The sequence below is a fragment of the Pseudomonas sp. GW822-FHT06D10 genome (assembly GCF_058799535.1).
Map to the genome: position 1 here is coordinate 72539 of NZ_JBXALN010000011.1, position 18403 is coordinate 90941.

General features: G+C 59.6%; 13 protein-coding genes and 3 tRNA genes. 12 read left to right on the forward strand and 4 right to left on the reverse strand.

All coding sequences use genetic code 11. The annotated features are described in order from the left end of the window. Positions 1 to 40 precede the first annotated feature (40 nt). Positions 41 to 895 carry a bifunctional methylenetetrahydrofolate dehydrogenase/methenyltetrahydrofolate cyclohydrolase FolD gene (folD, locus tag AC1RL5_RS29030; protein WP_011062276.1) on the reverse strand — a complete coding sequence of 285 codons (855 nt, stop codon included), beginning with the start codon at positions 893 to 895 and terminating at the stop codon, positions 41 to 43. Between the two features lie 280 nt (positions 896 to 1175). On the opposite strand from folD, the gene AC1RL5_RS29035 reads away from it, so the two are divergent. The 9 genes from AC1RL5_RS29035 to AC1RL5_RS29075 all read left to right on the forward strand — a co-directional run bounded on the left by AC1RL5_RS29035 (position 1176) and on the right by AC1RL5_RS29075 (position 10426). Beyond that, a tRNA-Arg gene (locus AC1RL5_RS29035) sits at positions 1176 to 1252 on the forward strand. A 32-nt stretch (positions 1253 to 1284) separates the two neighbouring features. Continuing rightward, positions 1285 to 1360, forward strand: a tRNA-His gene (locus AC1RL5_RS29040). A 57-nt stretch (positions 1361 to 1417) separates the two neighbouring features. Further along, positions 1418 to 1502 (forward strand) — tRNA-Leu (locus AC1RL5_RS29045). Positions 1503 to 1913: 411 nt separating this feature from the next. Continuing rightward, positions 1914 to 3224, forward strand: coding sequence for a trigger factor (tig, locus tag AC1RL5_RS29050; RefSeq protein WP_011062275.1), 1311 nt, complete (start codon positions 1914 to 1916; stop codon positions 3222 to 3224). A gap of 92 nt (positions 3225 to 3316) precedes the next feature. Further along, complete coding sequence (clpP, locus tag AC1RL5_RS29055) at positions 3317 to 3952, forward strand: ATP-dependent Clp endopeptidase proteolytic subunit ClpP (protein WP_011062274.1); 636 nt, start codon at positions 3317 to 3319, stop codon at positions 3950 to 3952. A 112-nt stretch (positions 3953 to 4064) separates the two neighbouring features. Further along, positions 4065 to 5348, forward strand: a complete 1284-nt coding sequence (gene clpX / locus AC1RL5_RS29060) for an ATP-dependent Clp protease ATP-binding subunit ClpX (protein ID WP_011062273.1) — start codon at positions 4065 to 4067, stop codon at positions 5346 to 5348. 162 nt (positions 5349 to 5510) lie between these two features. Further along, complete coding sequence (gene lon / locus AC1RL5_RS29065; RefSeq protein ID WP_011062272.1) at positions 5511 to 7907, forward strand: endopeptidase La; 2397 nt, start codon at positions 5511 to 5513, stop codon at positions 7905 to 7907. Positions 7908 to 8055: 148 nt separating this feature from the next. After that, the gene (locus AC1RL5_RS29070; RefSeq protein WP_011062271.1) at positions 8056 to 8328 is read left to right on the forward strand and encodes an HU family DNA-binding protein; all 273 of its coding nucleotides are present in this window, start codon (positions 8056 to 8058) and stop codon (positions 8326 to 8328) included. A 226-nt stretch (positions 8329 to 8554) separates the two neighbouring features. Further along, positions 8555 to 10426 (forward strand): SurA N-terminal domain-containing protein, encoded by a 1872-nt coding sequence (locus tag AC1RL5_RS29075; protein ID WP_072452661.1) that lies wholly within the window; start codon positions 8555 to 8557, stop codon positions 10424 to 10426. A 69-nt stretch (positions 10427 to 10495) separates the two neighbouring features. On the opposite strand, the gene AC1RL5_RS29080 is transcribed toward AC1RL5_RS29075, so the two are convergent. Then, complete coding sequence (locus AC1RL5_RS29080) at positions 10496 to 11461, reverse strand: AraC family transcriptional regulator ligand-binding domain-containing protein (RefSeq protein WP_093409426.1); 966 nt, start codon at positions 11459 to 11461, stop codon at positions 10496 to 10498. A 66-nt stretch (positions 11462 to 11527) separates the two neighbouring features. Between AC1RL5_RS29080 and AC1RL5_RS29085 the strand changes: the two genes are divergently transcribed. Continuing rightward, entirely contained in the window at positions 11528 to 12406 is an 879-nt protein-coding gene (locus AC1RL5_RS29085; protein WP_492589989.1) for a sterol desaturase family protein, read from the forward strand. Between the two features lie 58 nt (positions 12407 to 12464). Here AC1RL5_RS29085 and AC1RL5_RS29090 read toward each other — a convergent pair whose 3' ends face one another. Next, entirely contained in the window at positions 12465 to 13670 is a 1206-nt protein-coding gene (locus tag AC1RL5_RS29090) for an MFS transporter (protein WP_093409417.1), read from the reverse strand. 124 nt (positions 13671 to 13794) lie between these two features. On the opposite strand from AC1RL5_RS29090, the gene AC1RL5_RS29095 reads away from it, so the two are divergent. Next, entirely contained in the window at positions 13795 to 14694 is a 900-nt protein-coding gene (locus tag AC1RL5_RS29095; protein ID WP_011062266.1) for a LysR family transcriptional regulator, read from the forward strand. 92 nt (positions 14695 to 14786) lie between these two features. Further along, the gene (locus AC1RL5_RS29100; RefSeq protein ID WP_011062265.1) at positions 14787 to 15632 is read left to right on the forward strand and encodes a DUF2242 domain-containing protein; all 846 of its coding nucleotides are present in this window, start codon (positions 14787 to 14789) and stop codon (positions 15630 to 15632) included. 5 nt (positions 15633 to 15637) lie between these two features. Here AC1RL5_RS29100 and aceE read toward each other — a convergent pair whose 3' ends face one another. Then, complete coding sequence (gene aceE, locus AC1RL5_RS29105; protein ID WP_065363210.1) at positions 15638 to 18313, reverse strand: pyruvate dehydrogenase (acetyl-transferring), homodimeric type; 2676 nt, start codon at positions 18311 to 18313, stop codon at positions 15638 to 15640. Between the last annotated feature and the right edge of the window lie 90 nt (positions 18314 to 18403).

Genomic DNA, 18403 nt, shown 5'->3' on the forward strand with positions numbered 1-18403 from the left:
AACCCGCCATTGGCGGGTTTTCTGTTGCGGGGCAGCAAACTCAGCTGTGCAGCGATTCAGCGGCGTACAGCGTGTTTTCCAGCAGGCAGGCGCGGGTCATGGGGCCGACGCCACCAGGTACTGGAGTGATCCAGCCGGCGCGGGGCAGGGCGGTTTCATACACCACATCACCCACCAGCTTGCCGTCGTCCTGGCGATTGATGCCAACGTCGATGACGATTGCGCCTTCCTTGATCCACTCGCCCTTGACCAGGCCTGGCTTGCCGGCGGCTACGACTACCAGGTCGGCACGGCCGACATGACCAGCCAGATCCTTGGTGAAGCGGTGGGTCACGGTCACGGTGCAACCGGCCAGCAGCAACTCCATGGCCATCGGGCGACCAACGATATTGGAAGCGCCGACAACCACTGCATCCATGCCGTACAGATCGGCACCGGTGCTTTCCAGAAGGGTCATGATGCCCTTGGGGGTGCAAGGGCGCAGCAGTGGAATGCGTTGGGCCAGGCGACCGACGTTATAAGGATGGAAACCGTCCACGTCTTTGTCCGGGCGAATACGCTCCAGTAATAGAGAAGCGTCCAGGTGCTCGGGAAGCGGCAACTGCAGCAGGACGCCATCGATGTTCGGGTCATCGTTGAGGCGGTCGATCAAGCCGGCCAGGTCCTCTTGAGTGGTGTTGGCGGGCAAGTCATAGGCTTGGGAAAGGAAGCCGACCTCTTCGCAGTCTTTACGCTTGTGCGAGACATAAACTTGAGAGGCCGGGTCGCTGCCGACCAGAATCACCGCGAGGCCTGGAGTACGCAGGCCTTGCTGGCGACGCTCGGCGACGCGTTTGGCGATCTGCTGGCGCAGGCTAGCGGCGATCGCCTTGCCGTCGATTAGTTGTGCAGTCATGACGCGTGATTAACCATCGAGAGGGTGAGAAAAAGAGAACGCATTCTCGCATGTCGGAACGTGAGGGCAAAGGCGCTTGGTCTGCAAATTCCCCTAAGCCCTTTAATTAAATGAATTTTTTTCAAAAAAGAGTTGACGACCTAACGGACCGTCTATAACATTCGTCGCACTTGTCGGGCACAGCCTAGCACTGGTTAAGAAGGTCGGGCAGAGTTGATGTTTAACTCGTAACGACTGAAAGCAATTAGTTTGTAATCGTTAAAGAATACAGATTAATAAGGCGCCCGTAGCTCAGCTGGATAGAGCATCCGCCTTCTAAGCGGATGGTCGCAGGTTCGAGTCCTGCCGGGTGCGCCATTAGGCAGCTTTGGCACAAGTAACGCAATATGGTGGGCGTAGCTCAGTTGGTAGAGCACAGGATTGTGACTCCTGTTGTCGTGGGTTCGATCCCCATCGTCCACCCCATATTCGAAGAAGGCGCCAGATTAATAGTCTGGCGCCTTTGCTTTAAAAGCTTGTTACGCGGACGTGGTGGAATTGGTAGACACACTGGATTTAGGTTCCAGCGCCGCAAGGTGTAAGAGTTCGAGTCTCTTCGTCCGCACCAATAAAGTAGCTAGTTAATAGCAGATAACGGCGCAGCACCTGAAAAGGGCTGCGCCGTTTTCGTTTCTGGATTCGATACCTCTAAGTGGCTGCATCCGATGAGCCGGTTGAGTGGCAGAATGTTGTCCTTTGGTCGTTGAAGGTTCCGGGTTTCAGCTATTGGCTGGCGTTTTTCAGGGGTGTGCTGAACGACTCCTTCTATATATAGAAGGGTTGAAGTAGAGGCCCTGGTTTGGTTCGCAATATTTGCTCTCATGGCGAGGCTCAATCCTTTGTCCCCGCCTTCACATTGCCGGCGGTTTTTTACCCGTTTTCAGTAGGGTGACTTCTTGAGTTTGACCCTCTAGAATGCATGCCCTTGATTCTGGGGTCGGAAAACGGCCGGCTAACGTCTGTGCAACGAGGAATATCCATGCAAGTTTCTGTTGAAAATACTTCTGCTCTTGAGCGCCGCATGAGCATCACCGTGCCGGCTGAGCGCATCGAGAGCCAGGTCAACAAGCGTCTGCAGCAGACTGCCCAAAAGGCCAAGATTCCAGGCTTCCGTCCTGGCAAGGTTCCAATGAGCGTGATCCGTCAGCGTTATGAGGCTGATGCGCGTCAAGAAGCAGTAGGTGATGTGATCCAGGCTTCCTTCTATGAAGCCGTTGTCGAGCAGAAACTGAACCCTGCCGGCGCTCCTTCGGTCGAGCCTAAAGTGCTGGAGAAGGGCAAGGACCTGGAGTACGTTGCCACTTTTGAAGTGTTCCCAGAGTTCACTGTTGCCGGCTTCGAAAACATCGCCGTTGAGCGCCTGAGCGCTGATGTGGCTGATGCCGACCTGGATAACATGCTGGAAATCCTGCGCAAGCAGAACGTGCGTTTTGAAGTGGCCGATCGTGCTGCGCAGAACGACGATCAACTGAACATCGATTTCGTTGGCAAGGTCGACGGTGAAGTCTTCGCCGGTGGTTCGGCCAAGGGTACCCAGCTGGTGCTGGGCTCGGGTCGCATGATTCCTGGCTTCGAAGAAGGCCTGGTAGGCGCCAAGGCGGGTGAAGAGCGCGTCCTGAATCTGACCTTCCCTGAGAACTATCAGAACCTGGATCTGGCCAACAAGGCCGCCGAGTTCACTGTGACTGTCAACAGCGTTTCCGAGCCTAAGCTGCCAGAGCTGACCGAGGAGTTCTTCGCTCAGTTCGGTATCAAGGAAGCAGGTCTGGAAGGCTTCCGCGCCGAAGTTCGCAAGAACATGGAGCGCGAACTGCGTCAGGCCATCAAGTCCAAAGTGAAGAATCAGGTCATGGACGGTCTGCTGGCCTCCAACCCGATCGAAGTGCCGAAGGCGCTGCTGGACAACGAAGTTAACCGTCTGCGCGTTCAAGCTGTCCAGCAATTCGGTGGCAATATCAAGCCGGATCAACTGCCAGCCGAGCTGTTCGAAGAGCAGGCCAAGCGTCGCGTGGTACTGGGTTTGATCGTTGCCGAGGTTGTTAAGCAGTTCGATCTGAAGCCTGATGAAGACCGCGTTCGCGAGCTGATCCAGGAAATGGCTTCGGCTTATCAGGAGCCTGAGCAGGTCGTGTCCTGGTACTACAAGAACGAGCAGCAATTGAACGAAGTTCGTTCGGTTGTGCTGGAAGAACAAGTTGTGGATACTGTTCTGCAGAAAGCTAGCGTGACCGACAAATCGGTCTCCTACGAAGAAGCGGTCAAGCCGGTAGAAGCACCTCAAGCCGACTGATTTTCTTCTCGTTCGAAGCACACACCATAAGCCAGCCTTCGCGCTGGCTTATGCGTATTCAAGACGTGACTATTTGGGAGTGACTGCAGAGCATGTTCCGTAATTCGTATATTCAGCAGAACTCTGATATCCAGGCCGCAGGCGGCCTGGTCCCGATGGTTGTCGAGCAGTCCGCTCGTGGCGAGCGCGCCTACGACATCTACTCGCGCCTCCTCAAGGAGCGGGTGATCTTTCTGGTGGGCCCTGTAGAGGACTACATGGCCAACCTGATCTGTGCGCAACTGCTGTTCCTTGAAGCGGAAAACCCGGACAAGGACATCCATCTCTATATCAACTCCCCGGGCGGTTCGGTGACAGCTGGCATGTCGATCTACGACACCATGCAGTTCATCAAGCCAAACGTTTCAACCACTTGTATTGGCCAGGCATGCAGCATGGGCGCGTTCTTGCTGACAGCCGGTGCTCCAGGCAAGCGTTTCTGTCTGCCAAACTCCCGAGTGATGATTCACCAGCCACTGGGCGGTTTCCAGGGCCAGGCGTCGGATATTGAAATCCATGCCAAGGAAATCCTCTTCATCCGTGAGCGTCTCAACACGCTGATGGCCAAGCATAGCGGGCGCACCCTGGAAGAAATCGAGCGCGATACCAATCGCGATAACTTCATGAGTGCCGAAGCTGCGCGTGAGTACGGGTTGATCGACGAAGTCATCAACCAGCGCCCCGCTTAAAATAAGCAGCTCAAAATAGGCATGGTCGGTTGTTCCGATCAGTGGCGGGCTTGAAAAAGCCCGCAATAGCCTTCATCTTGTGTTGCAAGCCTATCGGATTTGGATTGAACGAATGACTGACACCCGCAACGGCGAGGACAACGGCAAACTGCTTTATTGCTCCTTCTGTGGCAAAAGCCAGCATGAAGTGCGCAAATTGATTGCCGGCCCCTCGGTCTTTATCTGCGACGAGTGCGTCGACCTGTGCAATGACATCATCCGTGAGGAGGTGCAGGAAGCACAGGCCGAGAGCAGCGCGCATAAATTGCCTTCGCCTAAAGAAATCAGCGGCATCCTTGATCAGTACGTGATTGGTCAGGAGCGTGCAAAAAAGGTTCTAGCAGTAGCGGTGTACAACCACTACAAGCGTCTGAACCAGCGTGACAAGAAGAGTGACGACGTCGAGCTTGGCAAGAGCAACATCTTGCTGATCGGCCCTACAGGTTCGGGTAAGACGCTGTTGGCCGAAACCCTGGCTCGCCTGTTGAATGTACCTTTCACCATCGCCGATGCCACTACCCTGACCGAAGCCGGTTATGTGGGGGAAGACGTCGAGAACATCATTCAGAAGTTGCTGCAGAAGTGCGACTACGACGTAGAGAAGGCTCAGATGGGCATTGTCTACATCGATGAGATCGACAAGATTTCCCGCAAGTCTGACAACCCTTCGATTACCCGGGACGTTTCCGGCGAAGGCGTTCAGCAAGCCCTGTTGAAGTTGATTGAAGGCACGGTTGCCTCTGTTCCGCCGCAAGGTGGTCGCAAGCATCCGCAGCAGGAGTTCCTGCAGGTCGATACCCGTAACATCCTGTTCATCTGTGGTGGTGCGTTCTCCGGTCTGGAAAAGGTTATTCAAAACCGTTCCACCAAGGGCGGCATCGGTTTCAACGCAGAAGTTCGCAGCAAGGAAGAAGGTAAGAAAGTCGGTGAATCCCTGCGTGAAGTCGAACCTGACGATCTGGTCAAGTTCGGTCTGATCCCGGAGTTCGTCGGTCGTCTGCCAGTTCTGGCTACTTTGGACGAGTTGGACGAAGCGGCATTGATTCAGATCCTCACCGAACCGAAGAACGCCTTGACCAAGCAGTACGCCAAGTTGTTCGAGATGGAAGGTGTTGACCTGGAGTTCCGTACCGATGCCTTGAAGTCCGTCGCCAAGCGAGCCCTTGAACGCAAGACTGGTGCTCGTGGCCTGCGCTCCATTCTTGAAGGTGTTCTGCTCGACACTATGTATGAAATCCCCTCGCAGTCCGAGGTGAGTAAAGTAGTGATCGACGAAAGCGTCATTGAAGGCAAGTCCCAGCCACTGTACATCTATGAGAACAGTGAGCCGACGGCCAAGGCGGCGCCAGACGCGTAAGCGTCGCGCTGTTGGAATGAAAGAAGGGGCCTTCGGGCCCCTTTGTTTTTAGCGCCTTAAAGTGCTGTCTTTGAGCTTGTTTTTTTTCCAGGCAGCCCCCATCTTGGTTTCAAGCTTACTTCCATCTGTTTACGGCCTTACGGCCGCCGTAGAGGCGAAATCATGAAGACAACCATCGAATTGCCTCTCCTGCCATTGCGTGATGTTGTGGTTTATCCGCACATGGTTATCCCGCTGTTCGTGGGGCGCGAGAAGTCGATCGAAGCCCTCGAGGCAGCGATGACGGGCGACAAGCAGATTCTCTTGCTGGCGCAGAGAAACCCTGCTGATGACGATCCCGGTGAAGATGCACTCTATCGCGTAGGTACCATTGCGACTGTCTTGCAGTTGCTCAAATTGCCTGATGGCACCGTCAAGGTATTGGTTGAAGGCGAACAGCGTGGTGCTGTTGAGCGCTTCAGCGAAGTTGATGGCCATTGCCGTGCCGAAGTCTCCCTGATTGACGAAGTCGATGCTCCTGACCGTGAGTCGGAAGTGTTTGTTCGCAGTCTGCTGTCCCAGTTCGAACAGTACGTGCAATTGGGCAAGAAAGTCCCTGCCGAGGTGCTGTCGTCCCTCAATAGCATCGATGAGCCAAGCCGCCTGGTGGATACCATGGCTGCGCACATGGCGTTGAAGATCGAGCAGAAGCAGGAAATCCTCGAGATCATCGATCTGTCCGCTCGGGTCGAGCATGTCCTGGCATTGCTGGACGCCGAGATCGATCTGCTGCAAGTGGAAAAGCGCATCCGTGGTCGCGTCAAGAAGCAAATGGAGCGCAGCCAGCGCGAGTACTACCTGAATGAGCAGATGAAGGCCATTCAGAAAGAACTGGGTGATGGCGACGAAGGGCACAACGAAATCGAGGAGCTGAAAAAGCGTATCGATGCCGCAGGCCTGCCAAAAGACGCGATGACCAAGGCCCAGGCCGAACTGAACAAGCTCAAGCAGATGTCACCGATGTCTGCCGAGGCGACTGTGGTTCGCTCTTATATCGACTGGCTGGTTCAGGTGCCGTGGAAGGCACAGAGCAAGGTTCGTCTCGATCTGGCACGTGCCGAAGATATTCTCGATGCCGACCACTATGGCCTGGAAGAGGTTAAGGAACGGATTCTCGAATACCTCGCCGTACAGAAACGGGTGAAAAAGATTCGTGGCCCGGTACTGTGCCTGGTGGGACCTCCTGGGGTGGGTAAGACCTCCCTGGCGGAGTCGATTGCCAACGCTACCAACCGCAAGTTCGTACGCATGGCCCTGGGTGGCGTGCGTGACGAGGCGGAGATTCGTGGTCATCGTCGGACTTATATCGGTTCGATGCCAGGAAGATTGATTCAAAAGATGACAAAAGTGGGGGTGCGCAACCCACTGTTCTTGCTCGACGAAATCGACAAGATGGGCAGCGATATGCGCGGTGATCCGGCCTCGGCATTGCTCGAGGTGCTGGACCCTGAGCAGAACCATAATTTCAACGATCACTACCTGGAAGTCGATTACGACTTGTCCGATGTGATGTTCCTCTGCACCTCCAACTCGATGAATATTCCGCCGGCCTTGCTGGACCGGATGGAGGTGATTCGTCTGCCTGGCTACACCGAGGACGAGAAGATCAACATCGCGGTCAAGTACCTCTCGCCCAAGCAGATCCAGGCCAACGGCCTGAAAAAGGGCGAGCTGGAATTCGAGCCGGATGCGATCCGCGACATCATTCGCTACTACACCCGCGAGGCTGGTGTACGCGGCCTGGAGCGGCAGATTGCCAAGGTTTGCCGCAAGGCGGTGAAAGAGCATGCGATGGAAAAGCGCTTCTCGGTAAAGGTCACTTCCGACCTGCTGGAGCACTTCCTCGGCGTGCGCAAATTCCGCTACGGCCTGGCCGAGCAGCAAGACCAGATCGGTCAGGTGACCGGGTTGGCGTGGACTCAAGTGGGCGGTGAACTGCTGACCATCGAAGCCGCTGTGGTTCCGGGCAAGGGCCAGTTGATCAAGACCGGCTCCCTGGGCGATGTGATGGTCGAGTCGATCACTGCGGCACTGACCGTGGTGCGCAGCCGGGCCAAGAGCCTGGGCATTCCCCTGGACTTCCACGAGAAGCGCGACACCCATATCCACATGCCAGAAGGGGCGACCCCGAAAGACGGCCCCAGCGCGGGTGTAGGCATGTGCACGGCGCTGGTTTCGGCGCTGACCGGCATTCCGGTGCGGGCTGATGTGGCAATGACGGGCGAGATCACTCTACGTGGTCAGGTATTGGCTATCGGCGGGTTGAAAGAGAAATTACTCGCCGCTCATCGGGGTGGAATCAAGACAGTGATCATTCCGGAAGAGAATGTTCGCGATTTGAAAGAAATTCCTGACAATATCAAGCAGGATCTGCAGATTAAACCGGTTAAATGGATTGACGAAGTCCTGCAAATTGCGCTGCAATACGCGCCGGAGCCCTTGCCGGATGTGGCTCCCGAGATAGTCGCAAAGGACGAAAAACGCGAGTCTGACTCTAAGGAAAGAATTAGCACGCATTAGTACGCATTAGCCTGGGGGGCTTCCTTGACAGCTTTTTAGAGCCCTTGTTATAAAGCGGCTCTTAAGTGTCTGTAGGCCATTCAGCACTCGTTTTTGCTTTCACCAAAAAACTTAGAATCATACTCATAGATATATAAGGGGACTTAGAGTGAACAAGTCGGAACTGATTGATGCTATCGCTGCATCTGCTGATCTCCCGAAAGCTGCTGCTGGCCGTGCGCTGGACGCAGTAATCGAATCCGTTACTGGCGCTCTGAAGGCCGGTGACTCTGTGGTGCTGGTTGGTTTCGGTACTTTCTCCGTAACTGATCGTCCAGCGCGTATCGGTCGTAACCCACAGACCGGTAAGACTCTGGAAATCGCTGCTGCTAAAAAGCCAGGTTTCAAAGCCGGTAAAGCACTGAAAGAAGCCGTTAACTAAGTTTCTTCAGGGTCTTTGCCCATCCGGGTCGGGGTCATGCCTGATCTGGCAGCGGGGCGCTAGTCAGCCGGTCTACCACCGGTTCACGCCGAGGGTCGCGGGTTTAACCTTCGTCCGCTCCGCCAGTTACGAGAAGGCGCATCCTCGGATGCGCCTTTCTTCTATCCGGACTCTACCCACGCTCCACGGTTGCTCAAATTGAAGTACAACCGTTTCTGGGGGACGCATGCTGCAGAATATCAGGGACAATTCACAAGGCTGGATTGCCAAAACCATCATCGGGGTTATCGTCGCGCTGTTGGCGTTGACGGGATTCGATGCCATTTTCAAGGCCACTACCCACAATCAGGACGCGGCCAAGGTCAACGGTGAGGAAATCACTCAGAACGAGTTGAGCCAGGCCGTCGACATGCAACGTCGTCAGTTGATGCAGCAGCTGGGCAAAGACTTCGATGCCTCCCTGCTGGACGAGAAGATGCTGCGCGAAGCTGCTCTCAAAGGGCTGATCGACCGCAAGCTGTTGCTGCAAGGTGCGCAGGATTCCAAGTTCGCGTTCTCCGAGGGTGCGCTGGACCAGGTCATTCTGCAAACGCCGGAATTCCAGGTTGATGGCAAGTTCAGCCCCGAGCGTTTCGACCAGGTGATCCGTCAACTGGGTTACACCCGCCTGCAATTTCGCCAGATGCTGACTCAGGAAATGCTGATCGGCCAGGTACGCGCCGGTCTGGCAGGCAGCGGTTTTGTCACCGACGCCCAGGTGCTGGCATTCGCCCGTCTGGAAAAGCAGACCCGTGACTTCGCTTCCCTGACCATCAAGGCCGACCCGGCAGCGGTAAAGCTGACCGACGATGAGGTCAAGGCGTACTACGACCAGCACGCCAAGGAGTTCATGACTCCGGACCAGGTGGTGATTGATTACATCGAATTGAAGAAGGCCGCCTTCTTCGATCAGGTCAGCGTCAAGGACGAGGACCTGCAAGCGTTGTATCAGAAGGAAATTGCCAACCTGTCCGAGCAACGCCGCGCCGCGCACATCCTCATCGAAGTCAATGACAAGGTGAATGAGGCCCAGGCCAAGGCCAAGATCGAAGAGATCCAGGCACGTCTGGCCAAGGGCGAAAGCTTCGAGGCACTGGCCAAGGAGTTCTCCCAGGACCCGGGTTCGGCCAGCAACGGCGGCGACCTGGGTTTCGCAGGTCCTGGCGTCTATGACCCAACCTTCGAGAAAGCCCTGTACGCCTTGAACAAGGACCAGGTATCGGCGCCGGTACGTACCGGCTTCGGTTTCCACCTGATCAAGCTGCTGGGTGTCGAAGCGCCGGAAGTGCCGAGCTTCGCCAGCCTCAAGGGCAAGCTGACCCGGGATCTGAAGACCCAGCAGGTCGAGCAGCGTTTCGTCGAGGCCACCAAGCAACTGGAAGACTCGTCGTTCGAAGCGTCCGATCTGGCACAACCGGCCCAGGACCTGAAGCTGACTGTCCACACTTCCGCGCCATTCGGCCGTGAAGGTGGTGACGGCATCGCAGCCAACCGCGCGGTGATACAAGCGGCGTTCAGCACCGAAGTCCTCGATGAGGGTGCCAATAGCACCGCCATCGAACTGGACCCGGAAACCGTGGTAGTGCTGCGTGCCAAGGAGCACCGCAAACCTGAGCAACTGCCACTGGAAAGCGTTGCCAGTGCCATTCGCACGCAATTGGCCAAAGAGCACGCCAGTGCCGCGGCCAAGACCAAGGCTGAAGAGCTGATCGCCAGCCTGCGCGACGGCAAGACCGCGCTGAACAAGCCGGTGGATGGCCAGGACTGGAAAGTCGCGCACGCCGTGACCCGTGGCCAGGAAGGGATCGATCCGACCGTGCTGCAGGCGCTGTTCCGCATGACCAAGCCTGAGTCCAAGGACAAACCGACCTTCACCAACGTGACCCTGCCTAATGGCAACCTGTTGGTGCTGCAGCTCAATGGTGTCAACGAAGCCGCTGCTCCGACCGAGGAAGAGAAGGCTCAATACCGTCGCTTCCTGGCCTCACGGGTAGGGCAGCAAGACTTTGCCGCCTACCGCAAGCAGCTGGAAAACCAGGCGGACATCAAGCGTTACTGATGCCTGACCCACAGTGTTGAAAAGACCCCGGCCGCAATGCCGGGGTCTTTTTTTCGGCTGGAAAAAACCTCAGCCAAGGGCGTTCTTCCAGCGTTTGCGTGCATGCAGGTACGCCGCCTGATCGTTGTAGCCCAACTGCAGGGCAATCTGGGCCCGGGATTCGCCTTGCAGTTGCAGATGCATTTCCAGCTCGGCGCGGGTCTGGTCGAGCAATTCGCGAAAGCTCAACCCCTGTTCGTCCAGGCGTCGCCGCAGCGTTCGCGGGGTTTGATGCAGTTGCGCGCAAAGGCTTTCCAGGGTTGGTGAGTGGCCGGCGGCCAGGGCCTGGCGACAAGCCGCTGCCACCTTGGCGGCCCAACCGCTCTGTCGCCGGTGCAGGGCCACCCGTCGATCCAGCTCCTCGCTCAGCAGTTCCAGCATGCCGGCGTGGCGGGTTTGCAGCGGCAGTTGCAGGGTTTGCGGGTCGAAGTAGAAGCGGTTGGCCGGGCAATCGAATTCGATCCGCTCGCCGAACCAGTGATGGTACTGCGCGTGATAGGCCGGGCGCGGATGGCTGAAGCAGGCCAGTACCGGCTGCACTGCAAGGCCGGTGCCACGGCGCAACTGAGTGATGGACATGACGCCATAGTGCTCGATCAGGTAGCGGCCGAGTTGCGCCGATGTGTCGATATCAACCTCGACACCGGCCCCCCGGGTATCCGCCACCAGCTGTACCCGGTCGGTATCCGAACCCAAGGGCGCGTAGCGCACCCAGAACGCCATGGACGCGGCGACATCCGGACAGTACAGGCTGGCGTGGGCGATCACGTGCCAGTCCTGGGGGGTGAAGCGTTCGAACAGCTTGAGGCCGATGGCCGGCTCCAGCGCTGCCGCGGCGCGCCACAGCTGCTCCAGCTGCAGCAGGTTGTAGTCCTGCTGGGGGCCGGTGTTCTGGTCATCGAGAAAGCGTTGCAGGACTTCACCCAGGCGCCCGCGATGGAAACGCGGGGCCATGCCCTTGGCCGGATCTCGCGGAATTCTGTCCAGTTCGCGCATAGAGCGGGCTGCCTTGCTGATCTCTAATGGTGGGGCGTTGCCCACAAGGATAAGAGCGAGAATGCCATGAACCACGACCTGCTGACCAACAACCCGCTGCTGATCGTTTCGGCGATCTTTGTGTTTTTCATCCTCCTGGAAATCGCCTGTTCGGCCTTTCGCCAACGCCGCGGCCAGCGCCGTGATGTGTTGATCGAGGCGGTGGGCTCAAGCCTGTTGCTCGGTGTGACCTTTCCCCTGGTGATGTGGGCCAGCGGCGCGCTCATGCAGCTATCGCTGCCCGAAGCAAAGGGAGCACTGGTACAGATCCCCTGGGTACTCGGCCTGCTGCTGTTCCTGGTCTTCGATGACATGACCCAGTACTGGTGGCACCGCTTGACCCACCGCGTACCGGCGCTGTACGCGTTGCATCGCGCGCACCATTCGGCGCCCTACATGAGCATTCGCATCGTCTACCGCAACAACAGCTTCTATTACCTGCTGATGCCCAGCATCTGGTTCTCGGGAGTGCTGATTTATCTGGGGCTGGCGCCGGTCTACTACGGTTACCTGATTCTCAAGATGACGGTGATCTTCGCCGCTCACAGCAGTGTGGCCTGGGATGACAAGCTGTACCGCATCGGTTTTCTGCGGCCGCTGATGTGGTTGCTGGAGCGGATTTTTTCTACGCCGTCCACCCATTCGGCGCACCACGGCCTGAGCGCCGAGGATGGCGTGACCCATTACAAGGGCAACTTCGGCAACCTGCTGTTCCTCTGGGATGTGCTGTTTGGTACGGCGAAGATCACTCGGCGTCGGCCCGTTGCCTATGGCATCGAACACTTGGCACCCGTGAGCTGGACGCAAGAGTTGTTCTGGCCGCTGGTACGCAGCCGTAAAGCCCGCGCCAGTGCAGGGGCGAGGGTAGAGGGCGCCTTGCCGGCGAACCCTGCTTCGCAAGGCTAGGCATTCTTTCACGAGCCCTGGTGCTGGAGCCCCGGCCACCCGAGCCGGGAGCCGGATTTCAAGCCCGGGCAGGGAAGCCTTGGCGCCGGGCGTTCACCGCCACCAGCAGGGTCACCAGCAACAGGGCGGCAATCACCCAGGGGAAGGTGGCCACGCCCGGCCCCTGTAGCAGCAACGCGCCGCCCAGGCCGCCACCGGCGATTGCCAGGTTCCACAGGGTCACCAGCATCGACTGCGCGGTATCGGCGTGCTCGCCGGCGGCCTTGGCCAGCGCAGTCTGCAGCAAGGTGGCCATGCCGCCAAAGGACAGCCCCCAGATAGCGATTGCCCCATAGATTGCCAGTGGCCGGTCGCCGAGCAGGCCCAGCAGCAGGGTCGAGCCGATAAACAGCAGACAGCTGGCCAGTACCAGCTCACGCAGCCAGCGGTCGATCAGCAGGCCCACCAGCCAGATGCTCAGCAAGGCGGCCAGGCCGAACACCAGCAACACCCGCTCGATTTCCCCGCCAAGCCCGGCCGGCTCAAGAAATGGCGCGATGTAGGTGTAGAGAATGTTGTGGCCCAGCACATAGGCGAAGGTCACGAACAGCACCGGCCGGATCCCCGGCAGGGTCAGGACACGACTCAGCGACAGGCGCTTCTGCGCCCGCAGCCCGGGGAAATCCGGCACTTGCACCAGTACCCAGCCGATCAGGCCCAGGGTCAGCAGAGTCATCACGGCGAAACTCATGCGCCAGCCCAGCAGGGCGCCCAGCCAGGTCCCGGCGGGCATGCCCACCGACAGCGCCAGCGGCGCGCCGAGCATGGCCAGGGTAATCGCCCGGCCCTGCAAGTGTGGCGCCACCATGCGGCTGGCATAACCTGCCACTAGGGCCCAGAGCAAGCCGGCGAAGACTCCGGCAAAGAAGCGCGCCACCAGGATCAGGCTGTATTCGGTGGAGAGGGCCGTGATGCTGTTGACCACGGCGAAACCGCCGATGGCGATCAGCAGCAGGGGCCGGCGCCGCCAGCCCTGGGTGAGGAGGATCAGCGGAATGGCCGCCAGCAGTGAGCCCAGGGCGTAGACGGTCACCAGTTGGCCGATCAGCGCTGCAGACACGCCCAGGTCGGCACTCATCTGCGGTAGCAGGCCGGCGGGCAGGGTTTCGGTCATCAGGGTGATGAACCCGGCAGTGGCCAGGGCCAACAGGCCGCCGACAGGCAGGCGTTCGTGGGTTGTGGCAGGTACTTGCAAGGGTTCGCAGGCATTGACGCAATTGCTCATGGAAAGGCCCCGATGGGTGGGTTTGGAAGTAAGGGGCCTAGGGTAGGGCGCTGTTCATGGCGGAAAAATAGGCTAAGGTTCCGAACTTATCGGACACAGGTGTCCTTAATTTCGGAGCGGCGCGATGGACTGGCTCGGCAGTATCCCGGTGTTTATGCAGGTGGCGGAAACCCGCAGCTTCACCGAAGCGGGGCGCCTTCTGGGAGTCTCTTCCTCGGCGGTTGGCAAAAGTATCGCCCGTCTGGAGGAGCGCCTGGAGACTCGTCTGTTTCATCGCACCACCCGCAGCATCAGCCTCACCGCCGAAGGCGCCGGATTCCTCGAACGCTGCCGCAGGATCGCCGCCGAAGTCGAGGCGGCGGAGTTCCAGCTATGTGACTCTTCCAGCGCGCCGGTGGGCAAGCTGCGGGTCAGCGCGCCGCAGGTCCATGGGTTGTTGATGCCGGTACTGGCCGAGTTCATGCAACGCTATCCGCAGATCGAGCTGGATATCGACCTCTCCGATCGCATGGTGGATGTGGTGGAAGAGGGTTTTGACCTGGTAGTGCGCACCGGCAACCCCAAGGACTCGCGGTTGCTGGCCCGGCAGCTGGGGCGCTTTCGCATGGTGCTGGTGGGCAGCCCCGGCTATTTCCAGCAGCGCGGCGTGCCGCAGACCCCGCAGGAATTGCGCAGTCACTCCTGCCTGCGGCATACCTTTCACCACACCGGCAAGCTCGAGGCCTGGCCCTTCAAGGTTCAAGCGGATGCGCCGGAGCCGGTGCTGCCCACTCGCCTGACCAGCAGCTCCATCGAGGCGGTGGAGCACGCGGCGCGCAGCGGGCTGGGCATTGCCTGCCTGCCGGACTTCATGGTCCAGGCCGCGGTGCGCCGTGGCGAGTTGCAAACCGTGCTCGACCCATACCTGGAGCACAACGGTGCCTTCTGGGTGTTGTGGCCCTCGAGCCGACATGCAGCGGCCAAGCTGCGGGTGTTGATCGAGCACTTGAGCGAGCGACTTTTTCCGGCAAACAGTGGTCAGTAAACTGATGAGAAATTTAAGGCACCAATTACCCGCGCTGCGGGACGCTGATCTGTTGCACAATACGCGCCGGAGCGTTTTCCTCAGGATTCTCGATGTTTAAATCATTTCATCTGCGCGCCACGGCCGGGGTGTTGCTGCTGTCTGCGGTGGCCGGCTGTTCGTCGCACAAGACCGCCATCTACGAGCACGAAAGCTTCGATGATTCCGGCACGTTTTCGCGCAATTACCCGGTGAGCGATGCCGCCTCCTGTGAGGCCGCGCGGCGTGCCCTGCTCAGCCAGGGCTACATCATCACCAGCAACGATCCGAAGCTGGTCAGCGGCCACAAGAGCTTCCAGCAGACCGGCGAGACCCACCTGGAAATCAGCTTCAACGTGGTTTGTGCCCAGGACGGCAGCGGCGACCAGCGTTCGACGATGTTCGCCAACGCCCTGCAGGACCGCTATGCGCTGAAGAAGGTGAACAACTCGGCCAGCCTCGGCGTGGGCGTCCTGGGCTCGGTGTCGATGCCGATCGGCTCTACCGATGATTCGATGGTCAAGGTGGCCAGCGAAACCGTGTCCTCGGCCAAGTTCTATGACCGCTATTTCGCCCTGGTGGAGTTGTTCCTGCCCCAGGAAGCGAAGAAGGCGGCGCATATTGAAGAGAAACCCAAGGCCGATCTCGGGGTTCCCGAGAACAAGCCCGAGGCGCCAGCCAAGCCCGAGCCCAAGGCGCAGCCAGTGGTCGAGCCTGCCCCTGTGGCCGCGCCGGCACCCGCCACCGAGCCTGAGCCTGCGGTCTCGCAACCCCTGGCTCCTCCGGCCGAGGCGGCGCCGATAGTGCCGGCAGCCAGCAGCGAGCCAGCGCCCGCCACGCAAACCGTCACACCGCCACCGGCCAGCAACCTGCCGCCGCCCAGCGAGCCGATTCCGGCCCTGCCGAGCAGCGGGCACTAAGGCTCCTAGACCGAGCTCGGGTCGACTTTTTCAGCGTCGATCCGATAGCGGCTCAAGGCTTCGCCGACCTGGCTGTAGGGTATCTCCCCGTCATCGGCCAGGGCTTTCAACGCCGCCAGGGCGATGAAATGCCGGTCCACCTCGAACAACTGCCGCAGGTTTTCCCGGGTATCGGACTGGCCGAAGCCGTCGGTGCCCAGGGCGACGAAGCGCCGACCCTCGACGAAGGGGCGGATCTGGTCGGCGAACAGTTTCATGTAGTCGGTGGCCACCACCAGCGGGCCTTGATGGCCTTCCAGGCATTGCTCGACATAGGCCGCTCGCCGAGGCTGCTGCGGATGCAGCAGGTTCCAGCGCTCCGCCGCCAGGCCCTGGCGGCGCAGTTCGGTGAGGCTGGTGGCACTCCAGATGTCGCTCTGCACCCCGAAGTCTTTCTCCAGCAGCTGCCCGGCGGCGATCACCTCGCGCAGGATCGAGCCGCTGCCCATCAGTTGCACCCGCGGGGCTTTGGCGCCCTGGGCGGTGCTTGAGCTGAAGCGGTACAAGCCCTTGAGAATGCCTTCGCGAGCACCTTCGGGCATGGCCGGTTGCGGGTAGTTTTCGTTGAGCAGGGTGATGTAGTAATACACATCCTCCTGCTGCACATACATGCGCTGCATGCCTTCATGGATGATCACCGCCAGTTCATAGGCGAAGGTCGGGTCGTAGGAGATGCAGCAGGGGATCACCGAGGCGAGGATATGGCTGTGGCCGTCGTCGTGCTGCAGGCCTTCGCCCATCAGCGTGGTGCGCCCGGACGTGGCGCCCAGCAGGAAGCCCCGGGCCCGCGCATCGCCGGCGGCCCAGGCCAGGTCACCGATCCTTTGGAAGCCGAACATCGAATAGAAGATGTAGAAGGGCAGGGTCATGACCTGGTGGTTGCTGTAGGAGGTACTGGCGGCGATCCATGAGGAAATCGCCCCGGATTCGTTCAGGCCCTCCTGCATGATCTGGCCGTCCTTGCTCTCCTTGTAGTAGCTCAGTTGCCCGGCATCCTGTGGGGTATAGAGCTGGCCCACCGCCGAGTGGATGCCGATCTGGCGGAACAGGCTTTCCATGCCGAAGGTGCGCGACTCGTCAGGCACGATCGGCACCACCCGCTTGCCGATCTGCGGGTCCTTGAGCAGGGTGCCGAGGATGCGCACGAAGGCCATGGTGGTGGAGATCGCCCGGTCGCCGGTGTCCTTGAGCTGGGTGGCGAAGGCTTCCAGGGCCGGGATCTGCAGCGGTGCGCAGTCGTTGTAGCGAGCCGGCACATAGCCCCCCAGGCGGCTGCGACAGGCTGCGAAGTAACGGCCTTCCGTGCTGTCCGCCGTGGGCTTGAGGTAGGGCATTTCAGCCAGTTGCTCATCGCTGACCGGCAGTTCGAAGCGATCACGGAAGGCCTTCACTGCCTCGGCCCCCATCTTCTTCAACTGGTGGTTGATGTTCTGGCCTTCGCCGGCCTCGCCCATGCCGAAGCCCTTGACGGTTTTCGCCAGGATCACCGTGGGCCGGCCGCTGTGGCGTACTGCGGCGGCATAGGCGTTGTAGACCTTGAGCGGGTCGTGGCCGCCCCGGGAGAGCTTCCAGATCTGCTCGTCCGAGAGATCGGCCACCAGCTCCAGCAATTGCGGGTACTTGCCGAAGAAATGCTCGCGCACATAGGCGCCGTTCTGCGACTTGTAGTTCTGATAGTCGCCATCCACGCACTCCATCATGCGCTGGCGCAGCAGGCCGCTGCGGTCCTTCTCCAGCAGCGCGTCCCAGCCGCTGCCCCAGATCACCTTGATCACGTTCCAGCCGGCGGCGCGGTACAGGCTTTCGAACTCCTGGATGACCTTGGCGTTGCCCCGTACCGGGCCATCGAGGCGTTGCAGGTTGCAGTTGACGACGAAGATCAGGTTGTCGAGTTTCTCCCGCCCGGCCAGGGAAATCGCCGCCAGGGATTCGGGCTGGTCCATTTCGCCGTCGCCGAGGAAGGCCCAGACCTTGCGCCCCTGGTGCTGCTTGAGCCCGCGCAGCTCCAGGTAGCGCATGAAACGCGCCTGATAGGCCGCGGTGATCGGCCCCAGGCCCATGGATACAGTGGGGAACTGCCAGAAGTCCGGCATCAGCCTGGGGTGCGGATAGGAGGAAATGCCCTGGCCGTCGGCCTCGCGGCGGAAGTTGTCGAGCTGGGCGGCGCTGATCCGGCCTTCCAGGTAGGCGCGGCCGTAGATGCCTGGGGAGGAGTGGCCCTGGATGTACACCATGTCACCGTCGAAGCTGTCGCTGCGGCCGCGGAAGAAATGATCGAAACCCACGTCGTAGAGCACGGCTGCCGAAGCATAGGTGGCGATGTGGCCGCCCACGCCCGAATGCTTGCCGGCGCGCAGCACCATGGCCATGGCGTTCCAGCGGATCATCGCGTTGAGCTTGCGCTCGGTCTCCAGGTCGCCGGGGTAGGGCAGCTGCCGATCGGGGGCAATGGTGTTGATGTAGGGCGTGGTCACCCGGCCATGGAAGTCGCCGTGGCGTGCCACGTCGAAATCCAGCAACTGGTCGATCAGGTAATGGGCCCGCGGGCGACCTTCCACCGTCAGCACCGACTCCAGAGAGTCGAGCCACTCGCGGGTTTCCTGGGGATCGTTATCGAGGGTTGCACTGTTGTTCTGGGTCATACCTGGCTCCGTGTTGGGCGGGGTTCCAGCGCGCGGATTCTTGTGGAATCGGAGGGTATTCGGCGCCGGGAAAAGTAATTGCAATTGCAA

What these genes read in the sequence shown, in the direction of transcription:
- folD (WP_011062276.1), bottom strand. Translation starts at nt 895, where the DNA reads ATGACTGCACAACTAATCGACGGCAAGGCGATCGCCGCTAGCCTGCGC.
- tig (WP_011062275.1), top strand. Translation starts at nt 1,914, where the DNA reads ATGCAAGTTTCTGTTGAAAATACTTCTGCTCTTGAGCGCCGCATGAGC.
- clpP (WP_011062274.1), top strand. Translation starts at nt 3,317, where the DNA reads ATGTTCCGTAATTCGTATATTCAGCAGAACTCTGATATCCAGGCCGCA.
- clpX (WP_011062273.1), top strand. Translation starts at nt 4,065, where the DNA reads ATGACTGACACCCGCAACGGCGAGGACAACGGCAAACTGCTTTATTGC.
- lon (WP_011062272.1), top strand. Translation starts at nt 5,511, where the DNA reads ATGAAGACAACCATCGAATTGCCTCTCCTGCCATTGCGTGATGTTGTG.
- AC1RL5_RS29075 (WP_072452661.1), top strand. Translation starts at nt 8,555, where the DNA reads ATGCTGCAGAATATCAGGGACAATTCACAAGGCTGGATTGCCAAAACC.
- AC1RL5_RS29080 (WP_093409426.1), bottom strand. Translation starts at nt 11,461, where the DNA reads ATGCGCGAACTGGACAGAATTCCGCGAGATCCGGCCAAGGGCATGGCC.
- AC1RL5_RS29085 (WP_492589989.1), top strand. Translation starts at nt 11,528, where the DNA reads ATGAACCACGACCTGCTGACCAACAACCCGCTGCTGATCGTTTCGGCG.
- AC1RL5_RS29090 (WP_093409417.1), bottom strand. Translation starts at nt 13,670, where the DNA reads ATGAGCAATTGCGTCAATGCCTGCGAACCCTTGCAAGTACCTGCCACA.
- AC1RL5_RS29095 (WP_011062266.1), top strand. Translation starts at nt 13,795, where the DNA reads ATGGACTGGCTCGGCAGTATCCCGGTGTTTATGCAGGTGGCGGAAACC.
- AC1RL5_RS29100 (WP_011062265.1), top strand. Translation starts at nt 14,787, where the DNA reads ATGTTTAAATCATTTCATCTGCGCGCCACGGCCGGGGTGTTGCTGCTG.
- aceE (WP_065363210.1), bottom strand. Translation starts at nt 18,313, where the DNA reads ATGACCCAGAACAACAGTGCAACCCTCGATAACGATCCCCAGGAAACC.